19 protein-coding genes are annotated in these 16,130 nt (G+C 70.7%); all 19 read left to right on the forward strand.

Features of this window, described 5'->3' with window-relative positions; all coding sequences use genetic code 11:
- On the forward strand, window positions 1-136 hold a 136-nt coding region (locus tag FJY74_00725), incomplete at its 5' end, for an arsenic transporter (GenBank protein MBM3306841.1).
- 69 nt (window positions 137-205) lie between these two features.
- Window positions 206-673, forward strand: a complete 468-nt coding sequence (locus FJY74_00730) for a hypothetical protein (protein MBM3306842.1) — start codon at window positions 206-208, stop codon at window positions 671-673.
- Window positions 674-746: 73 nt separating this feature from the next.
- Window positions 747-1,028, forward strand: a complete 282-nt coding sequence (locus FJY74_00735) for a TMEM165/GDT1 family protein (GenBank protein ID MBM3306843.1) — start codon at window positions 747-749, stop codon at window positions 1,026-1,028.
- Between the two features lie 13 nt (window positions 1,029-1,041).
- Entirely contained in the window at window positions 1,042-1,350 is a 309-nt protein-coding gene (locus tag FJY74_00740; GenBank protein MBM3306844.1) for an MGMT family protein, read from the forward strand.
- On the forward strand, window positions 1,320-2,255 hold the full coding sequence (locus FJY74_00745; GenBank protein MBM3306845.1) for a cation transporter: 936 nt from the start codon (window positions 1,320-1,322) through the stop codon (window positions 2,253-2,255). The genes FJY74_00740 and FJY74_00745 overlap by 31 nt, the downstream gene beginning before the upstream one ends.
- Before the next feature lie 51 nt (window positions 2,256-2,306).
- Complete coding sequence (locus FJY74_00750) at window positions 2,307-3,011, forward strand: SIMPL domain-containing protein (protein ID MBM3306846.1); 705 nt, start codon at window positions 2,307-2,309, stop codon at window positions 3,009-3,011.
- Window positions 3,012-3,163: 152 nt separating this feature from the next.
- Window positions 3,164-3,868 carry an FKBP-type peptidyl-prolyl cis-trans isomerase gene (locus FJY74_00755; GenBank protein ID MBM3306847.1) on the forward strand — a complete coding sequence of 235 codons (705 nt, stop codon included), beginning with the start codon at window positions 3,164-3,166 and terminating at the stop codon, window positions 3,866-3,868.
- A 96-nt stretch (window positions 3,869-3,964) separates the two neighbouring features.
- Entirely contained in the window at window positions 3,965-5,197 is a 1,233-nt protein-coding gene (gene pepT, locus FJY74_00760) for a peptidase T (GenBank protein ID MBM3306848.1), read from the forward strand.
- A 7-nt stretch (window positions 5,198-5,204) separates the two neighbouring features.
- Window positions 5,205-6,098: a class I SAM-dependent methyltransferase gene (locus tag FJY74_00765; protein ID MBM3306849.1), complete on the forward strand. Its 894-nt coding sequence runs from the start codon at window positions 5,205-5,207 to the stop codon at window positions 6,096-6,098.
- Between the two features lie 22 nt (window positions 6,099-6,120).
- Entirely contained in the window at window positions 6,121-7,044 is a 924-nt protein-coding gene (locus tag FJY74_00770) for a DMT family transporter (protein MBM3306850.1), read from the forward strand.
- A gap of 95 nt (window positions 7,045-7,139) precedes the next feature.
- A complete protein-coding gene (locus tag FJY74_00775; protein ID MBM3306851.1) occupies window positions 7,140-7,610 on the forward strand; it encodes a DUF2721 domain-containing protein in 471 nt (156 codons plus the stop codon).
- A gap of 36 nt (window positions 7,611-7,646) precedes the next feature.
- On the forward strand, window positions 7,647-8,423 hold the full coding sequence (locus FJY74_00780) for a class I SAM-dependent methyltransferase (protein ID MBM3306852.1): 777 nt from the start codon (window positions 7,647-7,649) through the stop codon (window positions 8,421-8,423).
- Window positions 8,424-8,487: 64 nt separating this feature from the next.
- Complete coding sequence (locus FJY74_00785) at window positions 8,488-8,940, forward strand: redoxin domain-containing protein (GenBank protein MBM3306853.1); 453 nt, start codon at window positions 8,488-8,490, stop codon at window positions 8,938-8,940.
- A 40-nt stretch (window positions 8,941-8,980) separates the two neighbouring features.
- Window positions 8,981-9,271, forward strand: coding sequence for a glutaredoxin family protein (locus FJY74_00790; GenBank protein MBM3306854.1), 291 nt, complete (start codon window positions 8,981-8,983; stop codon window positions 9,269-9,271).
- A complete protein-coding gene (locus FJY74_00795) occupies window positions 9,268-9,777 on the forward strand; it encodes a ferredoxin:glutaredoxin reductase (GenBank protein ID MBM3306855.1) in 510 nt (169 codons plus the stop codon). Before FJY74_00790 ends, FJY74_00795 begins: the two co-directional genes overlap by 4 nt.
- A gap of 17 nt (window positions 9,778-9,794) precedes the next feature.
- Window positions 9,795-11,057, forward strand: coding sequence for an aminoacetone oxidase family FAD-binding enzyme (locus FJY74_00800; protein ID MBM3306856.1), 1,263 nt, complete (start codon window positions 9,795-9,797; stop codon window positions 11,055-11,057).
- A 15-nt stretch (window positions 11,058-11,072) separates the two neighbouring features.
- The gene (locus FJY74_00805; GenBank protein MBM3306857.1) at window positions 11,073-11,396 is read left to right on the forward strand and encodes a cupin domain-containing protein; all 324 of its coding nucleotides are present in this window, start codon (window positions 11,073-11,075) and stop codon (window positions 11,394-11,396) included.
- Window positions 11,397-11,493: 97 nt separating this feature from the next.
- On the forward strand, window positions 11,494-12,420 hold the full coding sequence (locus FJY74_00810) for a DUF1028 domain-containing protein (GenBank protein MBM3306858.1): 927 nt from the start codon (window positions 11,494-11,496) through the stop codon (window positions 12,418-12,420).
- A 251-nt stretch (window positions 12,421-12,671) separates the two neighbouring features.
- On the forward strand, window positions 12,672-15,794 hold the full coding sequence (locus tag FJY74_00815; protein MBM3306859.1) for a PAS domain S-box protein: 3,123 nt from the start codon (window positions 12,672-12,674) through the stop codon (window positions 15,792-15,794).
- Window positions 15,795-16,130 lie beyond the last annotated feature (336 nt).

Consider the following 16,130-nt stretch of genomic DNA (forward strand, 5'->3'; position numbering starts at 1 on the left):
GAACATCGTGGCGTGCGGCATCGCGAAGCGCGAGGGATACCACGTGTCCTTCGGCGAGTTCGCGAGACTGGGGCTGCCGTTCACCCTGGCGGGCGTGGTGATGGCCTACGCGTTCCTGTGGGTGTTCTGGCGGTAGCGGAGGCTCTTCGTGTGAGGCGTGACGCGGGAGCGGGAGCGAGACCGAGACCGCGTCGAGGAGGGTGAGATGTTGCAGCGCAGGGGTGTCCTGGTCTGCGGGGCGCTCGCGGTCGTCGCGCTGGTCGCGACGGGGTGCGCGCCCGGCTCGGACCGGTTCACGACGGGCGACGCTGGGTTCTGGGCCGGGTTGTGGCATGGCCTGATCGTCTGCGTGACGTTCATCGTGAGCCTGTTCACCGAGCGGGTGCAGATCTACGAGATCCGCAACTCCGGCCACCTGTACGACCTTGGCTTCGTGCTGGGCGCCATCGCCGGCCTGGGCGGCATCCTGAAGCCGCGCGGCTGGGCGCGCGCGAGACGCAGGAAGCTCGCCGAGCGCGAGATGGAGGAGATCTCCCGCAGGGTGGAGGCGCACGTCCGGCGCGCCATCAAGGGCTGGGCCGAGGGCGCGGCGCAGGACGACGAGTGGGCAGACATCGGACGGAAGGTCGAGCAGAAGATCAAGGTGGAGCTCAGGAAGTGGGCCGAGAGCTGACGGTGGCCGACCGTGCGCCGCAGCGCGCGGGGAGCCGCCGCGTTGATCGCCGCGTGCGTGCGGAGAGGAACCCATGGGGCTCAGGACGTTCGCAGTCGTGTTCGCCTCGGTGCTCGTCGCCGAGCTGGGGGACAAGACACAGCTCGCCACGCTGATGTTCGCCTCGAACAAGGACAGCCCGAAGCTCCTCGTCTTCGCGGCGTCCGCGGGCGCGCTCGTCGTGGCCTCCGCCGTCGCGGTGCTGGCCGGCGCGTTCGTCTGCCAGCACGTGAGCCCGAAGGTGCTGTCGTGGGTTGCCGGCGTGGGGTTCGTGTGCATCGGGCTCTGGACCATTGCGCAAGCCGTCTCGGCATGAGGGTGGGGAGGGCCTGCACGAGCGGATCCACGCCGTCGTGCGGCTGATCCCGGCCGGCCGCGTGGCGACCTACGGACAGGTCGCGGCCGTCGCCGGGCGTTGCACGCCGCGGATGGTGGGATACGCGATGGCGGCGGTGCCCGCCGGAAGCGGCGTGCCGTGGCACCGGGTCATCAACGCCGCAGGCCGGATCAGCCTTCGCGGTGAGGGGGGCGAGGTTCAGCGCGCGCTCCTCGAGCGGGAGGGCGTGGCGTTCGACGACGGCGGACGCGTGGACCTCGAGACGCATCTCTGGGCCGGGCCGAGGAGGAGAAGGACGTGAGCCACGGGCACGCGCACCTCGACGACGGGTGGGGCCGCGAGCGGGCGTTCGTCCTCGGCCTGTCGGTGAACGCCGCGTTCGTCGTCGTCGAGGCGGGGCTGGGTCTCGTCTCGGGGTCCCTCGCGCTCCTTGCGGACGCGGGACACAACCTGAGCGACGTGCTGGGGCTCCTTCTGGCCTGGGGCGCGTTCCGGCTCGCGCGGCGCGCCCCGACGGCGCGGCGGACCTACGGGCTGGGTCGGACGACGATCCTCGCGTCGCTGCTGAACGCGGTGCTGCTCGCCGGCGCAGCAGGCGCGATCGCCTGGGAGGCGCTCCGGAGGCTCGGGAGCCCCGAGCCGGTCTCAGGCACGGTGGTGATGTGGGCCGCGGCCGCAGGGATCGTCGTCAACACGGGCACGGCGCTCCTGTTCCTGAGGCAGAGGAAGTCCGACCTGAACGCGCGCGCCGCGTTCGTCCACATGCTCGCCGACGCGGGCGTGTCGGCCGGCGTCGTGGTCGCGGGTCTCATGATCCGCGCCACGGGGCTGCCGTGGATCGACCCGGCCGTCGGGCTCGTGGTCGTGGCGGCCATCGGCGTCGGAACGTGGGGCGTGCTCAGGGAGGCGCTCGATCTCGCGCTCGACGCCGTGCCACGGGGGATCGACCGGGACGCGGTGGAGGCGTATCTCCACGGCCTCCCGGGCGTTCTGGCCGTGCACGACCTCCACATCTGGGGGACGAGCACGACGCACACGGCGCTCACGGCGCACCTGGTCAAGCCCGACCCGACGGGCGACGACGCGCTCCTCGCGCGCATCTGTGAAGACCTCGAGTCGCGGTTCGGGATCGCGCACGCGACGGTGCAGTGGGAGCGGCGCGACGGCACGCACGCGTGCAGGCTCGAGTCGCCGCACGTGATCTAGGCGGCGGCTGCAGTCCACGGATGGCCGCGCGTGGGCGGCCGGGAGGTGCACATGAAGAGGTTCGACGCGTTGGTGCTGGCGCTCGCGCTGGTCGTTGGGGCCACGGTGCTCGGAGCGTTCTTCTACGGCGCGCGGTCGGACGACGAGTCCATCGCGGTCGTGGGGGTGGCGACGCAGCGCGTGTCCTCGGACATCGTGAAGTGGAGGATCTCGCTGGCCAGGTCGCTGTCGCCCTCGGCCGTCGCCGACGGCTACGGGCGCATGGCGGCCGACGCGCGCGCCGTGACCGACGCGCTGACGGCGGCGGGCATCGCGGCGGCGGACATCACGGTTCATCCCATCTCCATCTTCAGGAACTACGCTCCCGATGGCACGGTGCCCGGCTACACGGCCGGCCAGAGCATCACGGTCACCTCGAAGGAGCTGGACAGGGTCGAGTCGCTGGCGACGAACCCGGCGGCGCTCATCGGCGGAGGCGTCCTGCTCCAGGGCTCGGACCTGGAGTTCTACGTGTCGGACCTGGCCGCGGTGAAGCAGACGCTCCTCGCGGCGGCGACGCGCGACGCGATGGCCCGCGCCGAGGAGATGGCGAGGAGCGCCGAGCGTCGCCTCGGGAGGATGCTGGCCGCGAGGTCGGGCGTCTTCCAGTTCACGGAGCCGTACTCCTCCGAGGTCTCCGACTACGGGATCTTCAGCACGTCCACGCGGGAGAAGGACGCGACGGTGACCGTGCGGGCGGCCTTCGCCCTCAGATAGGCCTCGTTGCGGCCCCGCGGGGGGGCGCGGGACAGGGCTTGGAAAACCGCCCGGAAAGGGCTATCATCTCCGTTCGATGCACGGTCAACGAAGCCGGCCCTCATGACGCGGCACGCGCGCGGGGCCGGCGAAGCTCACAAGAGGGAGCGAACATGAGAAGGGTGCTGGTGGTCGTGGCGGTCCTCGCGGTGGCGCTGGCTCTGACGTCGTGCGGCAAGGGCATCGCGCCGAAGAAGCAGCTCAGCACGTTCGACGAGCGCTCAAGCTACGCGATCGGTCTGAACGTGGGCGCATCGCTCAAGGCGACGAACATGCCGATCGACGTTGCCGCGTTCGTGCAGGGCCTCCGCGACACGCTCGAGGGAGGCAAGCCGCTCATGACCTCCGAGGAGGTCATGACCGTCATGCAGGAGTTCTCGCAGAAGGCGCGCGACGCCGAGCTCAAGAAGAGGGACGAGGCGGCGGCGACGAACCTCGATGCAGGCCGGGCGTTCCTCGAGGCGAACAAGGCCAAGGACGGCATCGTCACGACGGCGAGCGGGCTGCAGTACGAGGTGCTGACGCAGGGCGGCGGCGCGAAGCCGAAGGCGACCGACCGCGTGTCGGTGCACTACCGCGGGACCCTCATCGACGGCACGGAGTTCGACAGCTCGTACGCGCAGGGCCAGCCGGCGCAGTTCCAGCTCGACGCCGTGATCCCCGGGTGGACCGAGGCGCTGCAGCTTATGCCGGTGGGCAGCAAGTACCGCATCTTCCTGCCGCCCGACCTCGCGTACGGCGAGCGCGGCGCGGGCGGGAGGATCGGTCCGAACTCGGCGCTCATCTTCGAGGTGGAGCTCCTGAGCATCGAGAAGTAGCCGCGTGACGGTCCGCGCGGCCGTGTGGCAGCCTGCGAGGGCATCTCGGCGCTTCCGAGGTGCCCTCGTCTTCCTTGCGTCGTCGGAGGAACCGCGATGAGTTCTCTTCTCGGACGCTTCCTGAGGTACGTGCAGGTGGACACGACGGCGCGCGAGGACTCCGGGAGCATCCCGAGTTCGCCAGGGCAGCTCGAGCTGGGCAGGATGCTCGCGGGCGAGCTCGCGGCGCTCGGGGTGGCCGACGCGTCGCAGGACGAGCACGGGATCGTCATGGGAACGGTCCCCGCCACGACGCCGGGCGCGCCCGTGACGGCGTGGGCCGCGCACATGGACACCTCGCCCGAGGCGCCGGGCGCGGGAGTGAAGCCGGTCGTGCACGAGCGCTACGACGGCGGGGACATCGCGCTTCCGGGCGACCCGACGAAGGTCATCCGGGTCGCCGAGGCGGGTGGGCTGGCGGAGCTTCGCGGGAAGACCCTCATCACGTCGGACGGAACCACCCTGCTCGGCGCCGACGACAAGGCGGGCGTCGCGGTGATCATGACGGCCGTGGACAGGCTCATGGCGGACCGCGGCATCGCTCACGGGCCGCTTCGCATCGTCTTCACCTGCGACGAGGAGGCGGGGCGCGGCACGGACAAGCTGGACGTGACGAAGGTCGGGGCGGTGGGCGCGTACACGCTCGACGGCGAGGGCGCGGGGCTCATCGAGAACGAGACCTTCTCCGCCGACCTGGCCACGGTGACGGTCAAGGGGCGGAACATCCACCCGGGGCTTGCGACGGGGCGGATGGTCAACGCCGTCCGCCTCGCCGCGGAGTTCGCCCGCAGGATGCCGTGGCACAGCATGGCGCCGGAGACGACCGCGGGCCGCGAGGGCTTCCTGCACCCGTACACGGTGGAAGGCGGGGTTGGCGAGACGGCGATCAAGATCCTCCTCCGGAGCTTCGACTCCGGGGAGCTCAAGCGGCAGGCGGACCTCCTTCGCGGGATCGCCGCGCAGCTCGTCGCGGAGCATCCCCGGGCGGAGATCGACGTCGCCGTGGTGGAGCAGTACCGCAACATGGCCGACGCGCTCACGAGGGCCCCGCGCGTCGTGGAACTCGCCGCCGAGGCCGTGAGGCGCGCCGGCGGGACGCCGTCGTTCAAGGCGATCCGCGGCGGCACCGACGGTTCGAGGATGTCCGCGATGGGGCTTCCGACGCCGAACCTCTCGGCGGGGATGCACAACTTCCACTCGCCGCTCGAGTACGCGTGTCTCGAGGAGATGGAACAGGCCGTGAACGTCCTTGTCGAGCTTGCCCGCCTGTGGGGCGGCGAGCGGGGGTGAGCGCGCGATGGCGCTTCGTGAGGCGGTCGAGCTTCTCGCGTACCATCGGCGCTGGACGGAACGGTTCGCCTGGCACGACGTCCACAACGTGTACGCGAAGTGCCGGGCGGACCTGGCGCGGGCGGGGCTCCGGGAGCTTTCGGGCAGGCGCGTGCTGGACCTCGGCTGCGGGCCGGTCTTCGCGTTCGCGCTGCAGTGCGTGGCCGACGGGGCTTCCGTGACCGCGCTCGACGCTGCGTACGTGAAGCCGGAGCCGCTGCCGGTCGCGCTCGCGCGGACGCTGAGGCGCGGCGGCCCGAAGCAGGCGCTCAAGACCGCGGCGCGGCGCATGCTCTTCTCGCGGCGGTACTATGGCACCCTCGAGCGGGAGGCGGGGCGACCGCTCAGGCGGTTCTCCCGCGAGCTGCGGTTCGTCGTCGCCGACGCGCAGGCGGGGACGTACCCGCTGCCGGACGCATCGTTCGATCTGATCGCGTCGAACGCCGTGCTCGAGCACGTGGCCGACGTCCGCGACTTCGCGCGCGAGGTCGCGCGGCTGCTCGCTCCGGGCGGGCTCTTCCACGCGATCGTGCACAACTTCTACTCGCTCTCGGGGGGACACTGCCCCGACTGGGCGTACCCGGACGAGAAGCCGTCTCGGCGCGTCGCGCCCTGGGACCATCTTCGCGAGAACCGCAGCCCGCCCTTCGCATACCTCAACAGGATGCGACCCGAGGAGTACCGCGACGCGCTCGGCGCGGCGCTCGACGTCGAGGTCTTCGAGGGTCGGGACGTCAACCACGATCCGCCCGGGACGGAGGGCGAGAGGTTCCTCACGCCGGAGATCGCCTCCGAGCTCTCCGCGTATCCGCGGGAGCTCCTCCTGACGCGGAGCTGGTGCGTGGTCGCGCGGAAGCGCTGACGCGGAGGGCGCTGCGATGGCCGTGGCGCGACAGGTCCGGGCCTATGCCCTCGGTGTCTCCGCCGTGGCGCTGTGGTCCACCGTCGCGTCCGCGTTCAAGGTGGCGCTCCGGGGCCTCGACCCCGCGCAGCTCCTCTTCTACGCGAGCCTGACCTCACTGCTCGTGCTCGGAGGGACCCTCGCCGCCCGCGGGAAGCTCCGGGAGGCTCTCCGTCCGTCGGGACCGGAGCTCGCGAGGTCGGCCGCCCGCGGGTTCCTCAACCCCTTCCTGTACTACCTCGTTCTGTTTCGCGCGTACGACCTCCTGCCGGCGCAGGTGGCGCAGCCGCTCAACTACACGTGGGCCGTGGTGCTGGCCGTGCTCTCCGTGCCGGTGCTGCGACAGCGGCTGTCGGCCCGGGACGCGGCGGCGTGCGTGATCGCCTACCTCGGCGTGGTCGTCGTGTCGCTGGGGCGCGCGAACGGCGGCGGCGGCTCCGCGGGCGGCGTCGCGCTCGCCCTGGGCAGCGCCTTCATCTGGGCGAGCTACTGGGTCTGGAGCACGCTCGACCGGCGCGACCCCGTGTCCACGCTCTTCCTGAGCTTCCTCTTCGGCACGCCGCTCGCGCTCCTCTGGTGCGCCTCGGTCTCGACGCTTCGCGTCGCCGCGCCGGGAGCGCTTCTCGGCGCGGCGTACGTGGGTGTCGTCGAGATGAGCGTGGCCTTCGTGCTCTGGCTGAGCGCGCTCAGGCTCTCGACGAGCGCCGCGAGGATAGGCAATCTCGTGTTCCTGTCGCCCTTCCTGTCGCTCCTTCTCATCCGGCTCGTCGTGGGCGAGACCATCAGGCCGAGCACGGTCGCGGGGCTGGTCCTGATCGTGGGCGGGCTCGTCGTGCAGGGGGCGAGCAGGCTCCGCCGCGGCGAGGGCGACGGGGGAACGACGGGCGGCGACCACGTGGGGGGTTGAAGGAGCCGCGGGCGCCCGGTATGCTGGCGCGGCGTGAAGGCGCCCCGGAGGCGCGGGGCGCGCGGCAAGACGCACATCGCAAGGGGGTGTTCGCAGTGCACCTGATCGGCATCGACGAACTGACGAGGGTGCTGCAGCTGTCCATCTCACCGGTCGCCCTCATCTCCGGCGTCGGGCTCCTCCTCCTGTCCATGACGAACCGGCTCGCGCGCACGATCGACACGATCCGGGAGCTCTCGAACGAGATGGACACCGCGACGCCGCTGCAGGCGGAGAACATCACGCTGCAGATTCGCATCATCTACAAGCGGTCGAGACTCCTGCAGGCCTCCATCACGCTCGCGTCGGTGAGCGTGCTCTGCACGGGCATGATCGTCTTCTGCCTCTTCGCGATCTACGCGCTCCACGCGCGGCTCTACGTGCTCGTCCTCTGGCTGTGGGGCGTGGGGCTGTCCGCGCTCGTGGCTTCACTCGCCCTCTTCGTGCACGACGTGACGCTGTCGCTCGCGGCGCTCAAGCACGAGGTGGGGAACGTGGTCGGGGGGCTGCACGGTCGGCCGTTCTGACGGGACCCCGGATGAGCGGGAGGAAGGCAGCCGGCCGTGAGACGCGGGCGGGCCTACGCTGAACCGCTGTACTACGAGATCGCGTTCGGGTTCGTCGACCCGGCGCGCCAGGCCGACCTCTTTCTCGCTCACGCGCGGCGCCATGCGCGCGTCGAACCCCGGGCGTTCCTCGACATCGGGTGCGGTCCGGCGCTCCAGCTGCGGGAACTGGCGCGGCGCGGGTATCGCGCCGTCGGTCTGGACCGCTCGGCGAGGATGCTCGCGCACGTGAGAAAGGCCGCCCGGCGGGACGGCGTGGCCATCGAGACCGTCCGGGCGGACATGCGTTCGTTCCGGCTTGCGACGAAGGTCGACTTCGCCTTCACGATGATGGGCACGGTGGCCCATCTCCGCAACCACAAGGAGGTTCTGAACCACCTCGGGTCAGTTGCGGCGGCCGTGAAACGCGGAGGGCTCTATCTCATCGAAAACCTGAAACTGGACTGGGCCGCCGTGGGCGGCGCGGGCGTTGAGGGCGAACAGCTGTGGACGATGAAGCGCGGGGACGTCGAGGTGCGGACGCGCTACAGCGTGCGGGTGGTCGACGCCCTGGCCCAGAAGGTCGAGGAGACCCTCACGATGGAGGTGGACGACCGGGGCGAGCGGGCGACGCTCACGGACAGGCTCGTGACAGTGCTCGTGTTCCCTGAGGAGTTCAGACTGCTGGTCGAGCGCGAAGGGAGCTTCGAGTTCGTGGGGTGGTTCGAGCGGCTGAGCCCGCGACGGCTCCGAAGGGTGAGCTTCGACAACGTGGCGTTGCTGAGGCGGCGCTGACCCGGAGCTGCCGGGGCGTGCGCATTCAGAGGACGAAGGAGGGGACACCGTGGACACGAAGGGGATCGCGAAGGGGACCAGGGCGCCGGAGTTCGCGCTCCAGGACCAGCACGAGAGGAGCGTGTCGCTCGCGGAGTTCTCGGGGAAGAAGGTCGTGCTGGCGTTTCATCCGCTGGCGTGGACGTCCGTCTGCACACAGCAGATGCAGGACCTCGAGGCGAACAGGGCGGAGTTCGAGAAGCGGGGCGCGGTGGCGCTCGGGCTGAGCGTGGACAGCGTGCCGTGCAAGACGGCGTGGGCCAAGGCCATCGGCGTCTCCGAGACGTCGATCCTGGCGGACTTCTGGCCGCACGGCGGCGTCGCGATAGCGTACGGGATCTTCAGAGAGAGGAACGGGTTCAGCGAGCGGGCGGTGTTCATCGTGGACGCCGCGGGCGCCGTCGCGTGGAGCAGGATCTACCCGATCAAGGAACAGCCGGACGTGCAGGAGATCCTCGCTGCGCTGGAGAGAGCGTGAGGGTCAGTGGGCGGCGCCGATCGTGATCGGGGGGAGTCGAATGGGCAACGTGAAGGGGCACGTGGACGGAACGAAGCGCGATCATCGCGTCATGCTCTACGGGCTGTCCACCTGCGGATGGTGCGAGGACGCGCGGAAGTTCCTCGTCGAGCGCGGCGTGGACTTCGACTACGCGTACGTGGACCTGCTGGACGGGGATGAGCTGGCGGCGGCGGTGGAGGACGTGAAGAAGTGGAACGAGGGGATGATCTTCCCGCTCGTCGTGGTGAACGGTTCCGATGCGGTCGTCGGGTACAGGCCCGAGCGCCTCGAGGAGGTGCTTGGCCTGTGAGCCGGGACGGGGACGTCTCGTCGGAGACAACACGGTCCGCGCGCGAGCGGCTCTCGCGGGACGCGGAGCGCTCGGGGTATCACCTCAACCCGGACGCCGCGAAGACGGAGAGGATCGTCAGGGGACTCCTCGTCAACGAGGGGCGTTTCGGATACCGGTCGTGTCCGTGCAGGCTCGCGGCAGGGGAGCGGGGGAGGGACAGGGACATCATCTGCCCGTGCGACTACCGCGACGCGGACCTGACCGAGTGGGGCTCGTGCTTCTGCGGCCTGTACGTGTCGGCCGCCGTGCTCAAGGGGGAGCGCGCGCTCGCGGCCGTCCCCGAGAGGCGGCCGCCGGGCGGCGCCGCGGCCAAGCGACCCGCGGCAGCGGGGGGCATCGCGCAGGGGCGGGCGCTCCCGGTCTGGCGCTGCCGCGTGTGCGGCTACCTGTGCGCGCGCGACGGTCCGCCGGAGGTCTGCCCGATCTGCAAGGCCGCCGCGGACAGGTTCGAGCGGTACGTCTAGCGCCGGAACACATCGACATGGGGCCTGACGTTGTCGTCATCGGGGGCGGGCCCGCCGGGCTCATGGCCGCGGTCGGGGCCGCCGGCGGGGGCGCCCGCGTTCTCGTGTGCGAGCGGCTTCCGAAGCCCGGGCGGAAGCTCCTGGCCTCGGGCGGCGGTCGCTGCAACCTGACCAACACGCTTCCGCCCGAGGAGTTCGTAGAGCGCCTCGGGCGCGACGGTCGTTTCGCGCTCCCTGCGCTCAGGGCGCTTGACGGACACGCCCTGCGCGGGTTCTTCCTCGAACGCGGCGTGAGCACGGAGAGCCCCGACGGGTTCCGCGTGTATCCCTCGAGCGGCCGGTCCGGCGACGTTCTCACGGCGCTGGTGGGCGAGTGCGGACGGCTGGGCGTCGTGGTTCGTCGGAACGCCGCCGTCGAGACGCTGTGCCTCCCTGAGCGGCGCCTGGAGGGCGTGGTCGTGGACGGCCGCCGCATCCCCTGCGGCGTCGTGATCGTCGCGACCGGCGGGCTCGGCTACCCGCGCCTCGGGGGCACCGGCGACGGCTACGCGCTCGCACGGGCGGCGGGGCACAGGATCAGGGAGCCCGTGCCGGCGCTCGTCGGGTTGAGAACGAAGGAGCGGTGGCCGCGTGGCTGCGCGGGCGTGGCCGTGGCGCGGGCGCGCGTCACCGTGGACGTGCCGCGCAGGCGCGCGGCCGCCGAGGGCAACCTCCTGTTCACGCACGAGGGCATCAGCGGACAGGCCGTGCTCGACGTCTCGGGGGCGGTGGCGGAGCTGCTTGCCTCGCGGGCGGAGGTGCCGCTGCGCGTGTCGCTGGACGCCTCGGCCGACCGCGCGTCCTGGGTCGCGAGACTGGACGGGTGGCGGGCCGCCGGCGAGCGGCGCTCCGTGGCCGGCCTGCTGTCCGAGAGCCTCCCGAGGTCGCTCGCCAGAGCGGTCTGCTCGCGCGCAGGGGCGGAAGGGCTTTGTGCGCCCGTGCTGCCCCGCGCGGTCAAGGACGGGCTGGCGGACGCGCTGAGCGGTCTGCGACTCACGGCGGTCGGGACCGGAGGCTTCGAGAACGCGGTGGTGACGCGCGGCGGCGTGGCGCTTTCGGGCGTGGACCCGGAGACGCTCGAGAGCAGGACGACGCCGGGGCTGCGCTTCGCCGGCGAGGTGCTTGACGTCGACGGCCCGTGCGGGGGATTCAACCTTCAGTGGGCGTTCGCGAGCGGGTGGCTGGCGGGCCGCTCGGTGTGCGCGGGCCCCGTGGCGAAGCCCACGGCGCCCGGGCGCTAGGAGAGGGGGAAACGGATGGAGAGCGCGGGACGGCGCGGCGGAGAGGGCCTCGCGGGCCTCATCGAGTACCAGGCGGGTTCGGTCGTGAGCCGGACCCTTCTCGAGAAGAAGACCGGCACGGTCACGCTGTTCGCGTTCGATCGGGGGCAGGGGCTCAGCGAGCACACCGCCCCGTTCGACGCGATGGTGATCGTGCTCGAGGGGGTGGCGGACATCGTCATCTCGGGCACATCGCATCGGGTCAGCGCCGGGCAGATAATCGTGATGCCCGCCGACGATCCCCATGCGCTCAAGGCGCCCGAGCGCTTCAAGATGCTGCTCATCATGATCCGCTCGTGAAGGTCGGGCGGGCAAGGAGGGCGACGTGAGACAGGTCATGGTCGGCGGGCTCAGCCGGGCCGGGCGCGCGTGGTGCGTCGCCATCGTCGCGCTCGCGATGGGCGCGGCGTCAGCGGAGGCGGCGGAGCCCGTCGCGACGTACTCCATCGTCGGTTACGACGCGGCCACCGGCGACCTCGGCGTGGCGGTGCAGTCGAAGTTCTTCGCCGTCGGGTCGGTCGTGCCGTGGGCGAAGGCCGGCGTCGGGGCGATCGCCTCCCAGGCGTTCGGCAACACGACCTTCGGCCCGCGCGGGCTTGCGCTCCTCGAGCAGGGCGTGCCGGTCGAGGACGTGATCGCGCGGCTCCTCGAGAGCGACGAAGCAGCGGCGCAGCGCCAGGTCGGCGTGGTGGATGCGCTTGGGGCGTCCGCCGCGTACACGGGCGCCAGGTGCATGGCGTGGGCCGGCCACGAGTCCGGCCCCGGGTTCTCCGCACAGGGCAACATCCTCGTGAGCGAGGCGACGGTCAAGGCCATGGCGGACGCGTTTCGCGCGACGGAGGGCGTTCTGGGCGAGCGCATGATGCGGGCGCTCGAGGCCGGGCAGGAAGCCGGCGGGGACTCGCGGGGCATGCAGTCGGCGGCGATGCTCATCGTACGGGAGAAGGGCGGCTACGGCGGGTACAACGACCGCTACTGCGATCTTCGCGTCGATGACCATGCCGACCCGATCGCGGAGCTGCGCCGCATCTTCAACGTGTGGGAGGAGCAGGCGCTCATCTACGAGGGGTACCGGCTGTGCGACGAGGGCGCGTGGGAAGAGGCCTTCGCGAGAGGGCGCGAGGCCGTGGCGATGAACCCGGAGCTGGGTGAGCCGCGGTACCACCTTGCGTGCTACTACTCGCGGGGGGGACTGCGCGGCGCGGCTCTTGAGGAGCTCGCGCGGGCCGTGGAGCTGGACCCGTCGCTCAAGTCGCGTGCCCTGGAGGACCCGGACTTCGAGCCGCTCCGCGAGGACCCCGGGTTCCTCGAGCTCACGAGGTAGAGGCCGCGCGTTGCAGGGAGCGATGCCGCGAAGCTGAACTGGGGGGGGCGGGGCCCCGCCGTCGACGGCCGGTGGCTGGGCCGGGGCCTAACATGCGGCGTACATGCTAGTTATGACTGCGCGGGCGGGCGGCGATGGCCGACGCCCGCGCGGCGTTTTGGCCGCTGGATTGCAACAGGGTGCAGCCGTCGGGGGTCCGCGGGGCCGGTTCAGTCCGTGGGCCCGGGGCTTCGCGCGACCGGGGGGGATCCGTGCCGCAGACACCTTCCTCAGTCCTCACGCACATCGGCCAGGGGCTGGCCGAGCGCTTCCCGCCGCATGTCCTGGTGCTCGCTCTGCTGGGCGTGCTCTTGGTCTCGATCACCGCATCAGCGTCCTTGCGGCGGCGCGTACAGCAGAAGGCGGATCAGCTCCGCCGGCAGCTCGACGAGCACGCGCGCACGGAGCAGGCGCTCCGTGAGTCCGAGGAGAAGTACCGGCTCGTCGTCGAGAACGCCAACGAGGCGGTGGTCGTCATCCAGGAAGGCCACATCGCCTTCGCCAACCGCGTGGCCTCGACGGTGCTGGGGCACACGCGCGAGTCCCTGCAGGGCATGGCGTTCGCGGAGCTCGTGCATCCCGACGACAGAGACGAAGCGCTTGGCAGGCTCCGCAGGCGGCTCATCGGTGAGGCCGTGGCCGATCCGCGGACGATGCGGTTCCTCGACGCCGGCGGTGCCACGCTGTGGGTCGAACTGAGCGGCGTCGTGATATCGTGGCAGGGCAGACCCGGCGTCCTGTACTTCGCCACGGACATCACCGAGAGGCGGCGCGGCGAGGAGATCGTCAGGACGGAAAGCGAGCTCTTCAGGGCGCTGAGCGGACCCATGAGCCTCGCGCAGGGGCTCGACCTGTGTCTCGAAGCGGCGCGGGTCGTGTCGGGGCTGGACGCCGGCGGCATCTACCTGCTCAACGAGGACACCGGGTCGCTCGAGCTCGCTCGGCATTTCGGCCTGTCCGAGGGCTTCACGACCGCCGCAGGGCGGTACGGGCCCGACGCCCCGGAGACGCAGGTCGTGCTCGGCGGGGAGCCGGTGTACGGGCGCTACGAGACGGTCACCGCGCCCGACGACACGAAGAACGAGAGCGAGGGACTGAGGGCACTGGCCGTCGTCCCGATCCTCCACGAAGGCCGGGTGCTCGGCTGCATGAACATGGGTTCCCACGACGCCGAGTCCGTGCCGGAGGACGCGCGGAACGCGCTCGAGGGCATCGCGGCGCGCATCAGTGGCGCCATCGCGGCGAAGCGGGCGGAGCTTGGGGTTCGCGAAAACCGCCGGTTCCTGCAGAGCGTGTTCGACAGCATCCGCGACGGGATCACGGTGCTCGACTGCGATCACAACATCCTCAGGGTCAACTCGTGGGTCGAGGAGCTGTACGGCGCCAGGGGGCCGCTGGTCGGCCGCAAGTGCTACGAGGTGTTCGTGGACAGGGACGCGCCGTGTCCCTGGTGCCCGTGCACGCGGGCCGCGCAGTCCGGCGACAGGCGGACCGAGGTCATGCCGTACCCCGGAGCCTCCGGCGCGTCGCGCTGGATGGAGATCTCAGCATTCCCCCTCAGGGACGACGAGAACAACGTCGTCGCGGTGATCAAGCACATGCGCGACATCACGGCGCGACGGCAGGCGGACAAGGTGCAGTCTGTCCTGTTCCAGATCTCCCAGGCCGTGCACTCCTCGGGCGGGCTCGCCGAGCTCCTGGAGGCCATCCACTACCAGCTCGGCCGGCTCATCGACACGACGAACTTCTACGTGGCGCTGTACGACGAAGGGAGCGACACGTACTCGTTCCCGTACCTTGTGGACGAGTACCGCGAGGAGTTCACGATCCCGCCGCCGCAGGCCCTCAAGAAGAGCCTGACCGACTACGTCAGGCGGACCGGCAAGCCGATCCTGATCGATGAGGCGAAGCACCAGGAGCTGGAGGGGGCCGGCGAAGTGGAACTCATCGGGCGGCCGTCGCCGCTGTGGCTGGGCGTCCCGCTCAGGACGTCGCAGAAGGTCATCGGCGTCGTGGTCGTGCAGAGCTACGGAGACGCGACGCTGTATTCCGCCAAGGACCTTGAGCTCCTGAGCTTCGTGGCGGAGAACATCGCCGTGGGTATCGAGCGCAAGTGGAACGAGGACGAGCGGCAGAAGCTCGAGGCGCAGGTGCAGCACGCGCAGAAGCTCGAGAGCCTCGGGGTGCTCGCGGGCGGGATCGCGCACGACTTCAACAACCTGCTGACGGGCATTCTCGGCAACGCCGACCTTGCGCTTCTCACGTTGCCGCCGGAGTCGTCAGCTCTTCACTCGGTCCGGGAGATCAAGAAGACGGCGGAGCGGGCGGCCGACCTGTCGCGGCAGATGCTGGCCTATTCGGGAAGGGGGAGCTTCCTCATCGAGACCATCAACCTCAATGACGTCGTCGGGGAGATGGGGGGCCTGCTTGAGGTGTCGATCTCGAAGCGGGCCACGCTCGTGTACGAGCTGTGCGACAACATCCCTCCGGTCGTGGCGGACACGACGCAGATCCGGCAGGTGATCATGAACCTGCTGACCAACGCCTCGGACGCGCTGGGAGACAAGGACGGCGTCATCCGCGTGCGCACGGGCGTGAAGTACTGCGACCGGGCGTGTCTCGGCGAGACCTACCTGGACGACGAGCTGCCCGACGGGGAGTACGTGTATCTGGAGGTCGAGGACTCCGGGTGCGGGATGGACGAGGGGACGATCCAGAGGATCTTCGATCCGTTCTTCACGACGAAGTTCACGGGGCGCGGCCTCGGGCTCGCCGCGGCGCTCGGGATCATCAGAGGGCACCGCGGCGCGGTCGAAGTCGCGAGCCAGATCGGCGTCGGGACCACCTTCCGCGTCCTGTTGCCCCGGGGTGAGCGGGCCGTTCAGCGCCCTGCCGCGCAGGCCGCGGCGCGCGCGGACGCGCCAGTCGGGGGGACGGTCCTGCTGGTCGACGACGAGCAGGCAGTGCGTGATGTCGCCGGACGCATGCTGGAGCAGGCGGGCTTCACGGTGCTCCGCGCGTCGGACGGCGACGAGGCGGTGACGATGTTCAGCGATAGGAAGGACGAGATCGGCTGCGTGCTGCTCGACCTGACGATGCCGAGGAAGGGCGGTGAGGAGACCTTCAGAGAGCTCCGGAGCCTCCGCCCGGATGTTCGGGTGGTCATCTCGAGCGGGTACAGCGAGGAGGAGGTGGCGCAGCGCTTCGCCGGCGAGGACGTCGCGGGGTTCGTTCAGAAGCCGTACCTGTACAGCACGCTGATTCAACGGGTGGGCGAGGCGGTGGTCGGTGCGCGAGAGGGTGGGGCGGCGGGCGACGGCGTCGGCCGCTGCTGAGACAGAAAAGGCCTTGACCTGAGAGGCGGCGTCTGCGATACTGTGGGCGAGTCGGATCTGGTTCCCTTTTTGGACATCTGCGTGCCGTATCGCTGCAGCAATCCTCTTTCCGTGACGGACGCCGGGGTCGTCTCTCCCGAGCGTCGCTCCCCGTATCGTACCATCCGGGTTGCAGCCCCGCGTTGGGGGCAACCGACCCGTTCGCGGGTTCGAGAGGGCCGCGAGGAGGCGCTATCGACCTGATCGAGTAGGTGCGCCGTTGCCGGCCTTGTGTGCTCTAACCGCGCGTCGGAGGAGGAGCTTGGGGAGGCGCCCCCGGACGGACGTTAGACCGGA

The organism is Candidatus Effluviviaceae Genus I sp. (assembly GCA_016867725.1).
GTDB lineage: Bacteria > Joyebacterota > Joyebacteria > Joyebacterales > Joyebacteraceae > VGIX01.